Source organism: Gluconacetobacter sp. (assembly GCF_047721585.1).
GTDB lineage: Bacteria > Pseudomonadota > Alphaproteobacteria > Acetobacterales > Acetobacteraceae > Gluconacetobacter > Gluconacetobacter dulcium.
Genome location: NZ_JBDNXE010000001.1, coordinates 86,288 through 102,574, shown reverse-complemented (window position 1 = coordinate 102,574; position 16,287 = coordinate 86,288). Strand labels below are relative to the sequence as shown.

General features: G+C 64.8%; 14 protein-coding genes and 2 pseudogenes. 7 read left to right on the top strand and 9 right to left on the bottom strand.

Translation table 11 applies throughout. The annotated features are described in order from the left end of the window. Window positions 1–76 precede the first annotated feature (76 nt). Both glgB and glgA read right to left on the bottom strand, forming a co-directional pair. Entirely contained in the window at window positions 77–2,293 is a 2,217-nt protein-coding gene (glgB, locus tag ABF821_RS00455; RefSeq protein WP_415528653.1) for a 1,4-alpha-glucan branching protein GlgB, read from the bottom strand. A gap of 99 nt (window positions 2,294–2,392) precedes the next feature. Beyond that, window positions 2,393–4,033 (bottom strand): glycogen synthase GlgA, encoded by a 1,641-nt coding sequence (gene glgA, locus ABF821_RS00450; protein WP_415528652.1) that lies wholly within the window; start codon window positions 4,031–4,033, stop codon window positions 2,393–2,395. Window positions 4,034–4,322: 289 nt separating this feature from the next. Here glgA and ABF821_RS00445 point away from each other — a divergent pair, with 289 nt between their 5' ends. Continuing rightward, window positions 4,323–5,582 carry an MFS transporter gene (locus tag ABF821_RS00445; RefSeq protein ID WP_415528673.1) on the top strand — a complete coding sequence of 420 codons (1,260 nt, stop codon included), beginning with the start codon at window positions 4,323–4,325 and terminating at the stop codon, window positions 5,580–5,582. Between the two features lie 52 nt (window positions 5,583–5,634). Here ABF821_RS00445 and ABF821_RS00440 read toward each other — a convergent pair whose 3' ends face one another. Together ABF821_RS00440 and ABF821_RS00435 are read right to left on the bottom strand one after the other, a co-directional pair. Then, window positions 5,635–6,618: an MDR family oxidoreductase gene (locus ABF821_RS00440; protein WP_415528651.1), complete on the bottom strand. Its 984-nt coding sequence runs from the start codon at window positions 6,616–6,618 to the stop codon at window positions 5,635–5,637. A gap of 29 nt (window positions 6,619–6,647) precedes the next feature. Then, entirely contained in the window at window positions 6,648–7,262 is a 615-nt protein-coding gene (locus ABF821_RS00435; protein WP_415528650.1) for a TetR family transcriptional regulator C-terminal domain-containing protein, read from the bottom strand. Window positions 7,263–7,415: 153 nt separating this feature from the next. Here ABF821_RS00435 and ABF821_RS00430 point away from each other — a divergent pair, with 153 nt between their 5' ends. Beyond that, window positions 7,416–7,817, top strand: coding sequence for a hypothetical protein (locus ABF821_RS00430; protein ID WP_415528649.1), 402 nt, complete (start codon window positions 7,416–7,418; stop codon window positions 7,815–7,817). Next, window positions 7,814–8,023, top strand: coding sequence for a helix-turn-helix transcriptional regulator (locus ABF821_RS00425; protein WP_415528648.1), 210 nt, complete (start codon window positions 7,814–7,816; stop codon window positions 8,021–8,023). Before ABF821_RS00430 ends, ABF821_RS00425 begins: the two co-directional genes overlap by 4 nt. Before the next feature lie 409 nt (window positions 8,024–8,432). Here the strand turns inward: ABF821_RS00425 and ABF821_RS00420 are convergent, their stop codons facing one another. The 3 genes from ABF821_RS00420 to ABF821_RS00410 all read right to left on the bottom strand — a co-directional run bounded on the left by ABF821_RS00420 (window position 8,433) and on the right by ABF821_RS00410 (window position 12,620). Next, the gene (locus tag ABF821_RS00420; protein WP_415528647.1) at window positions 8,433–10,946 is read right to left on the bottom strand and encodes a TonB-dependent siderophore receptor; all 2,514 of its coding nucleotides are present in this window, start codon (window positions 10,944–10,946) and stop codon (window positions 8,433–8,435) included. Window positions 10,947–11,076: 130 nt separating this feature from the next. Next, window positions 11,077–12,045, bottom strand: coding sequence for a FecR family protein (locus ABF821_RS00415; RefSeq protein WP_415528646.1), 969 nt, complete (start codon window positions 12,043–12,045; stop codon window positions 11,077–11,079). Window positions 12,046–12,092: 47 nt separating this feature from the next. Then, window positions 12,093–12,620, bottom strand: a complete 528-nt coding sequence (locus ABF821_RS00410) for an RNA polymerase sigma factor (RefSeq protein WP_415528645.1) — start codon at window positions 12,618–12,620, stop codon at window positions 12,093–12,095. A 192-nt stretch (window positions 12,621–12,812) separates the two neighbouring features. On the opposite strand from ABF821_RS00410, the gene ABF821_RS00405 reads away from it, so the two are divergent. Together ABF821_RS00405 and ABF821_RS00400 are read left to right on the top strand one after the other, a co-directional pair. After that, window positions 12,813–12,944 (top strand): sigma factor, encoded by a 132-nt coding sequence (locus ABF821_RS00405; RefSeq protein ID WP_415528644.1) that lies wholly within the window; start codon window positions 12,813–12,815, stop codon window positions 12,942–12,944. A gap of 53 nt (window positions 12,945–12,997) precedes the next feature. After that, window positions 12,998–13,195: pseudogene (locus ABF821_RS00400) on the top strand (hypothetical protein); the annotation flags it as partial. Window positions 13,196–13,369: 174 nt separating this feature from the next. Here ABF821_RS00400 and ABF821_RS00395 read toward each other — a convergent pair. Next, entirely contained in the window at window positions 13,370–13,513 is a 144-nt protein-coding gene (locus ABF821_RS00395) for a hypothetical protein (protein WP_415528675.1), read from the bottom strand. 154 nt (window positions 13,514–13,667) lie between these two features. Between ABF821_RS00395 and ABF821_RS00390 the strand changes: the two genes are divergently transcribed. Then, on the top strand, window positions 13,668–14,648 hold the full coding sequence (locus ABF821_RS00390) for an alpha/beta hydrolase fold domain-containing protein (protein ID WP_415528643.1): 981 nt from the start codon (window positions 13,668–13,670) through the stop codon (window positions 14,646–14,648). Between the two features lie 29 nt (window positions 14,649–14,677). Continuing rightward, window positions 14,678–15,030, top strand: a pseudogene (locus ABF821_RS00385) (transposase); the annotation flags it as partial. Here the strand turns inward: ABF821_RS00385 and ABF821_RS00380 are convergent. Further along, the gene (locus ABF821_RS00380; protein ID WP_415528642.1) at window positions 15,014–16,285 is read right to left on the bottom strand and encodes an FAD-dependent monooxygenase; all 1,272 of its coding nucleotides are present in this window, start codon (window positions 16,283–16,285) and stop codon (window positions 15,014–15,016) included. The pseudogene ABF821_RS00385 and the gene ABF821_RS00380 sit on opposite strands and share 17 nt — an antisense overlap. Between the last annotated feature and the right edge of the window lie 2 nt (window positions 16,286–16,287).

Sequence of the window (16,287 nt, the reverse complement as noted above, 5' to 3'; positions counted from 1 at the left end):
GCGGAATCCGTCTGGAAACCGGCACCGGCGGCGGGCGGGCGTGGGCCTGCGTCTTCAGGCCCGGCCTTGAACACCATCATGCGGCCCACTCCGGCGTGAGATAGAGGACGGCGAGCGGGGGGAGGACCAGGACGCAGGAATGGTCGCAGCCATGGGCGGGCTCGGGTTCCGCCATCGCGCCGCCGCCATTGCCCATGCCTGACCCCGCATATTCGCCACCGTCGGAATTGAGCAGTTCGCGCCAGTAGCCGCCAGCGGGCACGCCCACGCGGTAGGCCGGGCGCGGCACCGGCGTCATGTTGCATACCACCAGGACCGGGGCGGCGTCTGGCGCGCGGCGCAGCCAGGCGAAGACCGCGTTGTCGACATCGTCCCCGACCAGCCAGTCGAACCCGTCGGGCGTGCAGTCGGCGCGGTGGAGGGCCGGGATGGCGCGGTGCAGGCGGTTGAGGTCGCGGACCAGCGCCTGCATGCCCCGCCCCTCCGGCTGGTCCAGCCGGTACCACGCGATTTCGCCATCCGCCCGCCATTCGTGCGGCTGGGCCAGTTCGCCGCCCATGAACAGCAGTTTCTTGCCCGGATGCGCCCACATGAAGGCGAAATAGGCGCGCAGGCCGGCATGTTTGCGCCAGTCGTCGCCCGGCATGCGCTCCAGCAGCGAGCCCTTGCCGTGCACGACCTCGTCATGCGACAGCGGCAGGATGAAACGCTCCGAAAAAGCATAGTGCAGACCGAACATGATTTCGGAATGATGGTAGCGGCGCCAGATGGGGTCGCGGCCCATATAGGCCAGGGTGTCGTGCATCCAGCCCATGTTCCATTTGTAGGAAAAACCCAGGCCGCCATCGGCCACCGGCCAGCTTACGCCGGGCCAGGCGGTGGATTCCTCGGCGATCATGAGCGTGTGGGGGCAGAGTTCGGCGACGGTCACGTTGAGGTCGCGCACGAAGGCGACGGCCTCCAGATTCTCGCGGCCGCCATGGATGTTGGCCAGCCATTCGCCCTCGCGTCGGCTGTAGTCGCGGTAGAGCATCGAGGCCACGGCATCGACCCGCAGCCCATCGACATGGTAGCGCCGCAGCCAGGTGAGCGCGCTGCCGATGAGGAAGCCCCGGATCTCGTTCCTGCCGAAATTGTAGATCAGCGTGTGCCAGTCGGGGTGGTAGCCCTCGCGCCGGTCCGCGTGCTCGTACAGGCACGAGCCGTCGAAATGGGCCAGGCCGTGGACGTCGGCGGGGAAGTGGGCCGGCACCCAGTCGAGGATGACGCCGATGCCGGCGCGGTGGCAGGCATCGACGAAGGCGGCGAACTGGTGCGGCGCCCCGAAACGGGCCGACGGCGCGTACAAGCCCAATGTCTGGTAACCCCATGATCCGTCGAACGGATGCTCCATGACCGGCATCAGCTCGATATGGGTGAACCCCATCTCGACGACGTACGGGATCAGTGTCCGTTCCAGGTCCGCCCAGCGCAGGATGCCGTGGGGGTCGCCCTCTGGCCGGCGCCAGGAGGCCAGATGCACCTCGTAGATCGACAGCGGGGCGGTGTGGGCCTGTCGGCCGGCGCGGCCCTGCATCCAGTCCTCGTCGGTCCAGGCGAAGGGGGACGTGTCCGCCACCACGGAGGCGGTGGCCGGGGGTTGCTCGGCCGCCAGGGCGTAGGGGTCGGCCTTGGGGGGGAGCAGGCGCTGTTCGGCGTCGATGATTTCGTATTTATAACGCTCGCCGGGGCCGATGCGGGGGATGAACAATTCCCAGATGCCCGCCGCGTGGCGCAGGCGCATGGGGTGGCGGCGGCCGTCCCAGACATTGAAATCGCCGATGACCGAGACGCGGAAGGCATTGGGCGCCCAGACCGCGAAACGCACGCCGGCCACGCCGTCGATCACCATCGGCTGGGCGCCCATCACCCGGTCCAGGTCGCGATGGTCGCCGCGCGCGAACAGGTGCAGGTCGAGATCGCCCAGCAGCAGGCCGAAGGAATACGGGTCCTCGGTTTCCTCCCAGCCGTCGGCCCAGCCGATCTTGAGCCGGTAGCGGGCGCCGGCGGGCACGGTGCCGACATACAGGCCGCGTTCGTCCACCCGGCGCATCGCCCGCTCGATCGGGGCCGAGCGCGGGCGTTGCACCACCAGACGCACCGCCCGCGCGTCGGGGCAGAAGGCGCGCACGATGTCCAGCCGCCCGTGCGGCTGGCGGCCGAGGATGGCGAACGGGTCGGGGCAGGTGCCCCGCAGCAGGTCTTCGGCTTCCGGCGGGAGGGAATAGGCACTTTCGTTCGAGGCAACATTCATGAGGCGGGATTCCGGCGGGCAGGAGATGCAGGCGGAGAATGGCGGACGAACACACGGACAGGCGGCCGGTCATGCCGGGTAGAGGACGGCGCGGGGCCGTCAGCCGGGGCGGCCGAACGGATCGTTGGCGCGGACCCGCCCACGCCGGGCCGCCTGGTAGCTGGCCCGCGCATTGCGCGCGGAATGGGCCGGGCCGGTCGGGCCGGCGATTGGCGGGCGGCGGCGCATCGAGGACTGGTCGAATTCGGTCATGCCGACTTCCGCGCGGCCGAGGACGCGGCGGAAAAGCCGGGCATATTCCTGCGCCTTGCGCCCCCACGAGACATCGTATCGCGCGCCGTTGCGTTGCAGGCCCGCCCAGCGCGCCGGCTGGCGGTACAGCGTGGCGGCGCGGCGGATGGCACCGGCCAGCGTCTCGCCATCGACCGGGGAGAACAGGAATCCGGTCGCGACATCGCTGGCCATCGCGGCCTCGTTGGCGTCGATGATGGTGTCGGCCAGACCGCCGACGCGCGAGGCGATGGGCACGCAGCCATAGCGCACGGCGCAGAGCTGGGTCAGGCCGCACGGTTCGAAGCGCGAGGGCACCAGCAGGGCGTCCGCCGAGGCCTGGATGCGGTGGCCAAGCTGCTCGCTATAGCCGATATGGCAGGCCAGCCGGTCGGGATACTGGCGGGACAGCCGGGCCAGGGCGCGCTCCATCCCGACCTCGCCGCTGCCGACCACCACGAGCTGTGTCTGGTCGTCGAGAATATGGGGGATGATATCGGCGAGGATATCCACGCCCTTCTGGCCCGTCAGGCGGCTGACCAGACCCAGCAGGAAGACGTTCGGGTCCTGCCGCAGGCCGAATTCCGCCTGGAAGGCGCGCTTGTTGGGCCGGCGGCCCGCCAGATCGCCCACCTGGTAGGGGAAGAGGACCGATGGATCGGTTTCGGGATTCCAGTCGTTGGTGTCGATGCCGTTGAGAATGCCGCGCAGGCGGTCCGCCCGGCTGCGCAGCAGGCCGTCCAGCCCCATGCCCCATTCGGGGGACTGGATTTCGCGCGCGTAGGTCGGCGAAACCGTGATGATGCGCTCGGCGAAGAGCAGGCCCGCCTTGAGGAACCCGACCGCGCCGTAGCATTCCACGCCGTCGATCGAGAACGCATGGGGCGGCAGGCCGAACCGTGCGAGATCCGCCGCCGGGAAGCGGCCCTGGAAGGCGAGATTGTGGATGGTCTGCACCACCGGGGCGGCCGGCTGGCCGTCATAATGCAGATAGGCGCCCGTAAGGCCGGCCTGCCAGTCATGCGTCATGACCAGATCGGGCCGGCGGCCGGGCACATGCCCCTGCGCGAGACTGGCCGCGACGCGGGACAGGCAGGCGAAGCGCAACCCGTTATCGGGCCAGTCGGTGCCGTCGGGCGCCAGGTAGGGGTTGCCCTTGCGCCGGAACAGGGAGGGACAGTCGATGACCAGCAGGCGATGGCCGGCCGCGTAGCCTTCGAGCAACGCGATTTCGACCCCCGGCAGCGGCGACATCTCGGCCACGCGCACCGGACCTTCCAGCGCGTCCAGCACCGCCGGGTAGCCGGGCAGCAGGGTGGTGACCAGCACGCCCTCGGTGTGCAGCGCCGCCGGCAGGGAGCCCACCACGTCGCCCAGTCCGCCCGTCTTGACGAAGGGGTACATTTCCGATGCCACGGAGAGCACGCGGATCGGACCCGATGGCTCCTGTTCCTGCTGGTGACGGTGCATGCCGCGTACCCTTCTTGGTCAGGAGGAAAGGAAGGCGCCCGATCGGGCCTCTGAAAAAATCTAACGACGGCGAAGGGCCAGGGAACAACTATCACGATAAAGTGATTGATTCGAAAGAATCCTGCCAGTTCGGCGAGAAATGCGAACTCGTGATGCGAACTTTTCGCCGCCTCGCCGATCGGGACCGGACGGTGGGCAGCGGGCATTTTTCCTTCGGGGCCGGTTCCCCCCTGCCATCGGGGCCAGTTGCCGCTAGAACGGAGAAAAGCAATAAGGAACCGTCCCGATGATGACCCCCCTGCCCCCGACCGGCGCGGCCCCGCCGCTGCGCAGCCCGAGCGACGCCCGGCACATTATCGCCGCGTGCTTTCTGGGCTGGACGCTGGATGCCTGCGATTTCTTCATCGTGCTGTTTACGCTGGATAATGTGGCCCACAGTTTCTCCACCTCGCTGGAGGCGATCCTGCTGGCGCCGACGCTGACGCTGATCAGCCGGCCGGTCGGGGCGTATCTGTTCGGCCGGGCCGCCGACCGGTACGGCCGCCGCCCGATCCTGATGGCGACGATCGTGACCTATTCGACCATCGAACTGCTGTCGGCCTTCGCGCCGAACCTGACGATCTTTCTCGCGCTGCGGCTGCTGTTCGGCGTGGCGCTGGGCGGGGAATGGGGCGTGGGGACATCGCTGACCATGGAGACGGTGCCGCCGCACTGGCGCGGCACGGCATCGGGGCTGCTCCAGGCCGGGTATCCGGCGGGCTATCTGCTGGCGTCGCTGATGTTCCTGCTGCTGCCTGCGCTGGGGTGGCAGGGGCTGTTCGTGCTGGGGGCATCGACCGGGCTTTCGGTGATCTATGTCGCGCTTTACGTGAAGGAAAGCCCGGTGTGGCTGGCCAGCCAGCAGCGGATGGCCGGGATGCCGCGCGCGGCGAAGCCGTCCATGCTGTCGGTGCTGCGGCGTTACCGGGGGCTGGTGGTGTATGCCGTGTGCCTGATGGCGGCGTTCAACTTCTTCAGCCATGGGTCGCAGGACCTGTTTCCGAAAATCTTCCTGGCCCTGCAACGGCATTTGCCGCACCCGACCATTACCGTGATCGTGGTGCTGTATAACCTCGCCGCCATCGCGGGCGGGCTGTGCTTCGGCGCGCTGTCGGAGCGGATCGGGCGGGCGCGGGCCATTGCGCTGGCCGCGGTGCTGGCGCTGCCGCTGCTGCCGCTGTGGGCGCTTTCGGCCACGCCGCTATGGATTGCCGTGGGGGCGGTGCTGATCCAGTTCTGCATCCAGGGCGCCTGGGGCGTGGTGCCGGCGTATCTGAACGAACTTTCGCCCTCCGACGTGCGCGCCACCTTCCCCGGCGTGGCCTATCAGTGCGGGAACCTGATCGCGGCCAGCACCGGGCTGATCCAGCACCGGATCGCGCTGGGCCTGGGCGGCGACCTGGCGCCCGCGCTGATGATCGTGGTGGGGGGCGCGGGCTGCGCCATCGCGCTGCTGGCGACGTTTGCGGGACCGCGCTTTCACGCGCAGCTTGACGGCGCGCCGGAGTAACGGCGCGCCATCGGCCTATCAGGAGCCCATCAAGGGGCCTATCAGGGGCGCATCAGGGTACGTGGACGACGACGCGGCCGCGTACCCCGCCATTGAGCAGCGCCGCTGCGGTTTGCGGCACGTCAGCCAGCGCGATTTCACTGACCATCGCCTCCAGCTTCTCCGGGTCGATCAGTTCGGCCAGGCGGCGCCAGGCTTCCAGCCTGCGGGGCTGGGGGCACATGACGCTGTCGATGCCCACCAGCATGACGCCGCGCAGGATGAAGGGGGCGACCGTGGCGGGAAAGTCCATGCCCGCCGCGAGGCCGCAGGCCGTCACCACGCCTTCGGGCAGCATCGCCGCGCAGATATTGGCCAGCACCACGCCGCCCGCGACATCGACCGCGCCGGCCCAGCGCGCCTTTTCCAGCGGGCGGCCGGGGCTGGAGAAATCGGCGCGCGGCAGGATTTCGGCCGCGCCGAGGCCGCGCAGATACTCTTCCTCCTCCGGTCGGCCGGTGACGGCGGCGACGTGGTAGCCCAGCCGGGCCAGCAGCATGACGGCGACGCTGCCCACCCCGCCGGCGGCCCCGGTGACCACGACCGGGCCGTGTGCGCGGGTGAGGCCCTGCCGTTCCAGCGCCATGACGCACAGCATGGCAGTGTAACCGGCGGTGCCGATGGCCATGGCCTGCCGCGTGGTGAATGCGTCGGGCAGTTTGACCAGCCATTCGCCCTTGACCCGCGCCCTGCCGGCCAGGCCGCCCCACCAGCGCTCGCCCACGCCCCAGCCGTTCAGCACCACCCGCGTGCCGGGCGGGAGGTCGGCGCGGGACGAGGTTTCGACCACTCCTGCGAAGTCGATGCCGGGGACCATGGGGAATTGCCGCACGATCGGGCCGCGACCGGTGATGGCCAGCGCGTCCTTGTAATTCAGCGTCGACCATTCGACGCGCACCGTAACGTCGCCATCGGGCAGGCGGGCGTCATCGACCGGGCCGACATGGACCGTCTGTGCGCCGTCGGCGGATTTTTCGATTATCGCGGCATCGAACATCGTCTGATCTCCTTTCGGCCGGCCGGGCCTCACTGCCCGGCCATGGCCTCGAATCCATCCAGAAACAGGTGAAGCGGGCGGGGTGAGCGTTCCAGCCGGGCGCGCAGCACCGCACCTTCCCAGCCGGTCCAGAAGAAGGCCGCGTAGTGGCGGGCGGTGTCCTGCCCGTATTGATCGGCCAGGCAGGTGGCCAGCCGGGTTTCCCATGACGCCAGTACTGCCGAGAGGGCCTGGCGATAGGTGTCGGGCAGTACCGCCAGTTCCTGCCCCAGATTGCCGATGAGGCAGCCGCGCCGGAAATCGTGCCGGGCCATGCCGGCGGCCGCGTCGGCCACGAAATGGCGCAGCCGCCGCATGGGGGGAAATTGGACGTCGCCCAGCCAATGTTCCAGCTTGGCTGTGAAATAAGCATCGTAGCGGGCGATCAGTTCCAGGCCGAATGCCTCCTTGCTCTCGAAATAATAATAGAACGAGCCTTTCGGCACGCCGGCCGCACGCAGCAGGCCGTCGAGTCCGGTGGCCGTGAAGCCTTGTTCGGTCAGCGCCGCGACACCGGCGCGGACCAGATGCTCGCGCGTCTGCGCGTGGCTGTCTGGTGCGCGGGGCGGGCGGCCGCGCCGACGGGGGAGTGCGGTGGCGTCCATGGGGCATTATTAGACCGATCGTCTATTAAATGCCAGCACGTCTGGTGGGGCGGCTGGTCACGAAACGGGGATCGGCCTGATGTAAAGCGTGCTTGACACCGCCAGCCGGCCGCCGATAGGAATGTAAAGCATACTTTACATAAGGAGGGATTGATGTGGGACCTGATGTCGCGGTTGAAGTCGAAAAGACGGTATCTGATCGAGCTTGGCGTCTGTCTTGGGCTGTATGTGCTGGCCATCAGGCTCTCGATGCTGCTGCTGAATGACGGGATCGCGACCGGCATCGGAAAGCCGATCGCGGCGCTGATCCCGATGGTGCCCGGTAGCGGGATGTGCTGGGTGATCGTGCGGCAGTTTCACCGGATGGATGAATTGCAGCGCCGAATCCAGTTCGAGGCGCTTGGCTTTGCCTTTGCCGGCACCGCGATCGTGACCTTTTCGTACGGGTTTCTGGAAACCGTCGGGTTTGCGAAGGTCTCGATGTTTTTCGTGTGGGGCGTCATGGCCGTTCTGTGGTCGCTGGGGATGGCCGTGGCCACGCGGCGGTACCGATGAACAACAACATCCGCGCCCTGCGCACGGCGCGCGGCCTGTCGCAGGAAGCTCTTGGTAGCGCGTTGAACGTGTCGCGCCAGACCATCAATGCCATCGAGGCCGGGCGCTATGACCCCAGCCTGCCACTGGCGTTCAAGCTGGCCCGCTTCTTCGCGCTGCATATCGAGGATGTATTCAATGATGGGGAAGAGACTTTTGAGTCGTAGCGCCCGCGACGCTCTGCCGGTTTGACGCCGGGGCGGGCATAATGCGGTGCCCGTGAATTTTCACCCGCCATCGAGCCGGACCATCTTGAATCCGGCGGATGCCGGTGCTGGGTTCGACCTGGGCGGCTTGCAGGAGCGGTTGCAGGATGCGCTGGGCATACGGGGCGACCTGTTGACGCCGGCGACATCAAACCCTCCCCTTCGGACACGCATCCTCTGCTGATTGTGTCGCCCTGTGATGCGGAAGAGCCTCAACGAACTGCTCGCGTCGATTCCGGCAGGCACGGACAAGGCCCTTGCCTGTACCGCCGGGATGGCGCGAGAGCCGTTTCTGGCCTTTATCGTTATCGGGGAAACTTCTGCCGAGCGCGGCCCATATTTTCGGGGAACCTTCGAGGTAGCAACATGGTTACCAATTGTAGGTCAGGTTTCCATAAACACGCCGGCCCTGGCCGAGATAGCAACTGAAGTTTCCGCATGCCGTGACGTAATAGGCGTTTGTCAGATTGGACATGGCGAGTTGGGCCTTGAGACCACGCAGCAGCGGGGTCGTAGCCCCGAGGTCGTAATGCGCGCCGACGTCGAAGAGAATATACGACGGAATCTTGTAGGATTCGACATTGGTGGCGTAGGTGGAGCCGACATAGCGCAGGCCCCAATTGAACCCCAGGCCCTTCATGATCGTCGAAGGAATTGTGTAATCGGCGAACACGGAAAACATGTTGCGGGGAATCTGCGGAACGAATTTTCCGGCTTCCGCCGTCAGGGCGCCAGAGGCGCCGGTATAGGGATCGGTCTTGCGGGCGAAGAGATTGTTCTTGTTGAAGCGAACATCCGCGAAACTGTATGACGCGATCACCCGGAGGCCTTTTGTCACGTTGGCATTTGCCGAGAGCTCGAACCCCTGCGAGCGGACGCGGCCCGCGTCGTCACTATAGCCCGTATGGATCAGATCGCTGATCAGGTAATGGTCTTCGTCGATACGGTATGCGGCCGCCGTCAGCAGGATGTCGCGACCGGGGACCTTGTATTTCATGCCGGCTTCGAGTTGCTTTCCCGACAAGGGCGGAAAAAGCTTCCCCTGCCAGTCGGTCGAGGTCTGCGGCGTGAAGGACGTGGCATAGCTGAAATAGGGGGCCAGGCCGAAATCGAACTGGTAGACCAGCCCGGCGCGCCAGGTGAAGGCTGCCTGGGAGATCGATGTCTGTCTTCGTGAACGGGCCAGATAGCTGTATGAATTGGTCGAGGAATTGAACCAGTCTTCGCGGCCGCCGAGAATGACGGACAGTCTTTTCCACTTCATCTGATCCTGGAAATACACACCTTCCTGGAAATAGCTCCAGGTGCCATCATAACCTCGGACGCGGCATCCGGAAGACGGGCTGGTGTCCATGCATGGCGTGACATGCGTGGCCTGCGGATCGTACAGGTCGATGATCACGTCGGATGCCGCGATGACGTTCTTCTGCGGATTGTCGTAGTGTCGGAAATCGGAGCCGACGACCCAGGTATGGGCGACCGGTCCGGTGTCGAAGCGACCATCGAACCGGGTATCGAACGCCACACCTTCCGACGAGTAGGCGCGGATCTCCGGCCGATAATATTGCAGGTTTGGGCGGGAGAGATCGACATTGCCGTTGTCGTAGGAATCCCTGTCGTCGCTGATGCTTTTTTCCCAGCGCAGGATCTGGCTGAAATTCAGGTATCGGCTGAACCTGTGCTGGAACTGATATTCGAACATGGCATCCTTGACGCTCTGTTCGTTGAAATTTCGCAGACCCGCGAATGTGTGGCGCGAGATTCTTCTGTAGCCGTCGGTGATCAGGGTGCCGCGCTGCGGATATTGCGCGCCGGGATTGGTGCCGGTGTCGGGCGTGTAGTTGTAGGAACCGATCAGGGTCATGGACGTATCCCTGTCTATATCCCACGTCACCGACGGCAGGACGGCCACCCGCTGGTAATGCACGTAATCCGTCTGTTGGTCCTGGGTGTTGCCGATCGCCGCGATGCGGTAGCGGACATTGCCCGATTTCGTCACCCTGTCGCTGACATCGACGGTTGCCTCGTACCGGTTCCAGTTGCCGAAGCCCAGACTGACCTGGTGAAGCGGCGTGGCGGTTGGTTTCTTCAGGCTCATCGTGATCAGGCCGCCGGGGGCGTTCTGGCCGTACATGACCGATGCCGGACCGTTGACGGCTTCGATCCGTTCGAGAAAACTCGTCTCGCCTGCTGCATAGGATGTGCTCAACAGCCCGTCGACATACTCGCTCGCCGCGAAGCCGCGCTGCTTGATTCCGCCTCCGCCCATCGCGGCGCCGACCGAAAAACTTCCGAAAGATTCGGAATAGACGCCTGTGCTGTAGCGCAAGGCTTCGAGCACGTTCTGGGGCTGCTGGTCCTGCATCTGCTGTTTCGTCACGATATGGATGGAATTGGGAATCTCCATGAGTGACGTGTTGGTCTTGGTGCCTGCCATGGTGTTTTCGGCCACGTAGCCGACACCGGGGCCGGTCGGGTCCTGACGTGCGACGGTTCCGCCCACCCGGACGGGGCCGAGCGTGATGGCCGAACCAGCCCTGGCGAGAACGACCGTTCGGCCATCGGTGAAATTGTAGGACAGGCCGCTGCCGGTGAGGAGGCGGGACAGGGCCTCGGCGGGGGTCATCGTTCCCCTGAGGCCTGGCGAGGGCAGGTTGCGCGTCAGGGACGCATCATACACAAGCTGGATATTGCTTGTTTCGCTGAAACGGTTGAGGGCGATGGCAAGTGGGCCGGCGGGGATATTGTAGCTTTGACGGCTTGCGGCCTGGGCGGCGGGGGCGGCATGCGCCGCGACGGGAGGCAGGCAGGCGGTGGCGAGCAGGAGGCAGGCCGCGAGGCTTCCGAGCCCGCCCTTCCGGTGGTCAATGGTCGTAGGGAACATCGCTTTCGATTGGCCTCTTCGGATCGGACATCACGCGGTGGCATGTTGCTTGTTGCAAATGCCTCTCATCTGGATGACGCCTGGGCTGCGAAAACGCGAACCTGCCGGTGCGGGATTTTTTTGGATTATTTTATTTTCTGATCAGAATCAGCGCGTTGGTGAGTTTGGTGACGCGCAGGTTCATTGAATGCCCCAGCGTGTCGATGGCGGCGACCGGGTCGGTCGCCACGAAGGAGCCGCTGACGCGCAGGTCGCGCAGCCCGGTGCCGACCAGGCGGATATAACCCCGGTGATAGCGGGACAGTTCGGCGATGACCTCGCCGAGCGGGCGGTCGACGAAGACCAGGCGATCGCGGGTCCAGGCCGCCGCGCTTTCGACATCCACCTGATGAGGGGGCGAGAGTCCTTCCGGGCCGTAGGTGGCGGCTTCGCCTTCGCGCACCACTTCCTCCGAAGGGCCGCCCTGGTGCCGGGCGACGACGTGGACGCGATGTTCCGTGACCAGGATGTCGGTCCGGCTGCCGTCGCGCCTGACGATGAAGCGGGTGCCGAGGGCCGTTGTCGTGCCCTGGGCGGCCGCGACGGTGAAGGCGGCCTCGCCCTTCAGCAGGCGGATGCGGCGCTGGCCGGGCGTGTCGTCGACCGCGATGGCGCTGTCGCTGTCCAGTTGGACGCGCGAGCCGTCCGCCAGCGTGATGGTGCGGATTTCGCCGACCGGCGTGCGCGCGCTGGCCTGCCACCAGATGAGTACGGACTGGCCCTGCAAGGAGACGCCCAGGACGACGCATGCCGCGAGCGCCATGGCCTGGTACCGGCGGCGCAGGGGCGGACGGGCGGCGCGTGACGGTGGGGATGGGGCGGAAGGGGACGCGGCGGAAGCGGGCGGCGCGGTTGGCTGGCGGGCGAGCGCGCGGGTTACGGCGGGGGCACCCATGGCGCCCCAGGCTTTGCAGGCCCTGGCATAGGCTTCGGCGTGGGCCGTGTCCGCGTGGAGCCAGGCGGACAGTTGCTGCGCCTCGGAAGGAGAAAGGGCGTCTGAATCCTGCCGGATGACCCAGCTTGCCGCTTCGTCGTCGATCTGTGCGGAGGGTGGGGTCATCAATCAGGCTTTGTAGAGAACAGGGAGGTCGCTTGTGAAGCACTGCATCACGAGGCGTCGGTGCCGGTTTCGGTTTCGGCGAGGCGCGCCATGCAGTGCGTCAGGGCATTCTGGAGGTGACGGGCGACCATGCTGGGCGAGATGCCCAGGCGGTCGGCGATGTCCACGACCCGGAGATTTTCGACCTTTCGCAGGATGAAGACCTCCCGACAACGGGGGGACAGGCCGGCGATCGCGGCCAGTACGATGCCGAGGTTTTCCTGGTCGATCAGGTGCCGCTCGGCCGACGGGACCGGTGCTGCGATTTCCTCGGAGATCGGGCCGGAGGCGAACAGGGCCTCCCGTCGCTCCCCTGCCCTGAGACGATCCAGGGCGACGTTGCGGGCGAGGCGGTAGAGATAAGCCTGCTTGTCGTTGATCGGGGGTGTGTCGGTGACCGTCTGGATGCGCAGCCAGAGGGTCTGGGTCACGTCTTCGGCGTCGGACGTGGTGCCGACGATGCGCCGGATGAGGCGGAGGAGCGAGGGACGCTCCTTCAGCAGAAGCTCCGTCAGAATCGTGGCGTTGGCGTTCATCTTGTCGGGTCTGTACCGGTAAGCCTTCGGTCTTGCTATATGAATTGAGAATTAATCGCAATGCATGCGTGGCGGCCCGGTTTTCATTGCGCTTGCAATCGGCCATGCCTTGGCGTAGCGAAACCTGAGAATTGTTCTTAGTTCCGGCCGGATGACCTGGTGGCGGGTCGTCTTGCGGATTGGATGGCATACGTGGGCAGTGAGAAGGATAATCTTGACCTGTTCATGACCCATCGGCAGCGGCTGGTGGATTATGCCACGACGATACTGGGCAGCGCCACGCAGAGCGAGGATGTGGTGCAGGAAGCCTGGATTCGCTTTTAGGGGCTGCCGACCCCGGCGCGCTGCGGGAGCCGCTGCGCTACCTGTTCCGGATCGTGCGCAATATCGTGGTGGACGGGCATCGCGCGCAGGTGAGCCGCGGCCGCTATCTGGTTGTCGCAGCGACGCCCGAAACCACGCTTTCGCGGCCGGACGACCGGCCGGCGCCGGAAGCCGAGATCCTGCATCGGCAGCAACTGGCGATCGTGCAGGAGGCGCTGGCCGAGTTGCCGCCACGGACGCGGCGCGCGGTGGAACTGCATCGTCTGGAAGGACTGAAGACGCGGGAGGTGGCCACGCAGCCCATCTTGTCGCGCATGACGTTCGCTCCCTGGTGCTCCGGCGCGTGGCGAGGATTGCGCAGGGGTATGAGGATCGGGTCGATCACGATCAGCTTCGGCATGATCCGGTCCTGGCGGCACTGGCGGTCAAGCTGGACGCTGAACCGGGTGGAACGCGGGCGTGCGGAGCCGGGCCGCCATCGTCGGATCGCTCATGACCCGGCAGCGATCGAGGCGCTGTTCGTCGATGTCTTTCGTGACGCCCACCGCGCGCCGGTGAATCTCCTTCAACAAAGTGCCGTGATACCAAAAAACCGTGTTTCCACGAGTCCGGGATTCCGGTCATGCTGGTGCGTTCTCCAGACGGAGGCGGCCATGTGCCGACGCTTTGGAAATTGGAAAGACGTTCGACGTCGCGAGCCCATGGGAAAAGGAACGAAACGCAATGGAAAATCCTGGGATAAGATATTTCCACAGGGACGATCTCAGTAACGAAGCCGCAGATTTTCAGAAGCAGCTTTACGAGAATCGCGTGAAGGGGCTGTTTGTCTCAGTCATGGCGAACAGCGTCGATCCGACATTGCTGAAGCAGCTCGCCGGCATGGATAATATTACGACTGCGGCGCCCATTCCGCAGTCTCTGAGCGATCTCTGCGCTATCACGACCGATCTGGCGAAGAACCGCACCGTCTGGACCTTGACGCCCAGGAACGCACCCTCGGGCAAGGTAATTTTCTACCTTCATGGCGGAGGTTACGTCATGAACATAACCTCCAGACACTGGGTATTTCTCGAAGATTTGTGTCGCCATACTCATGCGACGATTGTCATACCCGACTATCCGCTCGCCCCAGCCTCCACATGGGAGGATGTTTATGCCTGTGTGGAAACGGCGTATGGTCGCCTGGTCGAGACCATAGCCTCCGATCAGGTGGTCGTCATGGGTGACTCCGCGGGGGGAGGGTTGTGTCTGGGTTTGGTCCAGAAACTCCGTAACGACGGACGCCCGCTACCGGAGCAGGTTATCGTTCTGTCTCCCTGGCTCGATGTGACGGTGTCTAATCCGGCGATGGACGCAATCGACGATCGTGATCATCTGCTCGGCACGCGCGGCCTCGTGCAGGCGGGGCAAGCCTATGCGGGGACGACCGATTTGCGTGATTTTCGGATAAGCCCGATTTACGGCAGCTTTTCCGATTTCCCGCCACTGTCGATTTTTCAGGGAACGCACGACATCTTTCTTGCAGATAGCCAGAAACTGGTCGCCAGATTGGAACAGGACAATCGCTCGATCAACTATTTCGAATTTCAGGCACAGTGCCATGTGTGGGCCATCTTCCCATTGCCCGAGGCGCAGATCGCCAGCAACCTGATGGCGACCCTCATCAATGGCCAGCCCATCATTCTGCCAGACAATAAAGGCTGAGATCTTTCCGTCGTCGTCGAACGGCGGGCGATAGCCTGTGCACCCACATGCTGGCCATCGCGTGCGGTTACGAGGATGCCGATGACCTCGATCACCTGCGCATCGATCCGGGGTTCAGGCTCGCCTGCGGCCGTCTGCCCGATACAGGGCGTGATCTGTGCTCGCAGCCCACCATAATCGCGCTGGGAGAACGCCCCGACCCTGCGCGAGGGTATCCGCCCGAGAGCCTGACCGCAAATGCGCGCTGGTCGATGCCTGGTGCGACAGCTATTCCCGACCGCCAGATGCGATCACGCTGGATGTCCACGATCTGGATGTCGACGATACGGTCGATGTCGTCCATGGCCACCAGCAACTGGCGTTCTTCAATGCCCATCACGACGGATGATGCTCGATGTGTCGTCGATCTGTACGGGGACCGCCTCGCGGTTGGACGGGCATGGCTGTTCCTCGTATCTGGGGAGCACAAAACCTTGTTCCGCGGGTGTGTCGCCGCCAAAGCGTCGGAAAATGGACTGTGCAAGAGCGCTCGACAGGCCTTTCCAGGCTGCGCGGAGCACTCCGATGCCGAGGCGCGACCTGGGATGGATGAGACGAAGCATGAAGGGTCGTATCGTCCGGCCGTTGGCCACGTAGGACCGCATCAACGCCTCATAGGATGCCAGGGCCGCTGTGTGTGTCGGCTGCTTCCTGAGTTCACCGGCAAGGATATAGGCGCCGATGAGCGCGAGCGGGGTTCCCATCCCTGTATAGGCCGACGGGCACCAGGCCGCATCGCCGGTGAGCACGAAGCGCCCCTTCGACCAGGTGGAGCCAATCACCTGGATCATCGGGCCGAGATATGGATCGAGATCGTGATCGAGGTTCGCGAGGATGCGGTCTGCCGGTCCGCCAGCGCCTTGTAGCGCATCGCGCAGCATCTTCTTTGGCGCGACGCCATCCGCGTCGCGCGCATCGAATTGCTTGCGCAGGAAGGTAACGAGAACGGTTGTGTCCTGGTCATGGACGGGGCGCAGCAGCATGAAGACGCCACCCTTGCCGTTGTAGATTTGCGCCCAATCCCTATCCCCGGGGTCTCTCGGAATTCTGAAGTAAGAGGCGTAAACACCCAGGTACCGGAAGCGGATATCATCTTTCATTACCAGCCTCCGTGTCGAGGAGCCGACGCCTTCGGCGCTGACAACCAAATCGAACTTCTCGGTCGACCCGTCGTTAAAGGTGACCCACACGCCGTTATCTTGCTGCTTCAGGGCCGTGATCGTCGTGTCGAACCGATAGTCGCAATGATCCTTGGTCTCATCGTAGAGGATGTGTGCAAGGTCTCCCCGCAGGATTTCATAAGAGCTTGTCAACGAGCCGACAGAACCCTTTGGCAGCCGCGCAATCGGTTCGCCCGTGCTGCCCAGGAATTCCACACCCTTTTCTCGCGTGTTTTTCGCCTCGATCTTCTCTTGGAGGCCCATCATCCTGATGACTTCCTGACCCGGTCCCTCGATATCGACGTTCTGGCCTCCGGTGCGGAAAGTCTTCGACCGCTCGATGACCGTCACCTTGTCGCCATACCTGTTCAGCCAAAAGGCCAGGGTAAGACCGGCGATGCTTGCTCCGGAGATCAGTATTTTTCTGCTTTCGTTCATGA

Coding starts and splice junctions, on each gene's coding strand:
- glgA (WP_415528652.1), bottom strand. CDS start 4,033: ATGCACCGTCACCAGCAGGAACAGGAGCCATCGGGTCCGATCCGCGTG.
- ABF821_RS00380 (WP_415528642.1), bottom strand. CDS start 16,285: ATGAACGAAAGCAGAAAAATACTGATCTCCGGAGCAAGCATCGCCGGT.
- ABF821_RS00415 (WP_415528646.1), bottom strand. CDS start 12,045: ATGACCCCACCCTCCGCACAGATCGACGACGAAGCGGCAAGCTGGGTC.
- ABF821_RS00410 (WP_415528645.1), bottom strand. CDS start 12,620: ATGAACGCCAACGCCACGATTCTGACGGAGCTTCTGCTGAAGGAGCGT.
- ABF821_RS00440 (WP_415528651.1), bottom strand. CDS start 6,618: ATGTTCGATGCCGCGATAATCGAAAAATCCGCCGACGGCGCACAGACG.
- glgB (WP_415528653.1), bottom strand. CDS start 2,293: ATGAATGTTGCCTCGAACGAAAGTGCCTATTCCCTCCCGCCGGAAGCC.
- ABF821_RS00390 (WP_415528643.1), top strand. CDS start 13,668: ATGGAAAATCCTGGGATAAGATATTTCCACAGGGACGATCTCAGTAAC.
- ABF821_RS00435 (WP_415528650.1), bottom strand. CDS start 7,262: ATGGACGCCACCGCACTCCCCCGTCGGCGCGGCCGCCCGCCCCGCGCA.
- ABF821_RS00445 (WP_415528673.1), top strand. CDS start 4,323: ATGACCCCCCTGCCCCCGACCGGCGCGGCCCCGCCGCTGCGCAGCCCG.
- ABF821_RS00425 (WP_415528648.1), top strand. CDS start 7,814: ATGAACAACAACATCCGCGCCCTGCGCACGGCGCGCGGCCTGTCGCAG.
- ABF821_RS00430 (WP_415528649.1), top strand. CDS start 7,416: ATGTGGGACCTGATGTCGCGGTTGAAGTCGAAAAGACGGTATCTGATC.
- ABF821_RS00420 (WP_415528647.1), bottom strand. CDS start 10,946: ATGTTCCCTACGACCATTGACCACCGGAAGGGCGGGCTCGGAAGCCTC.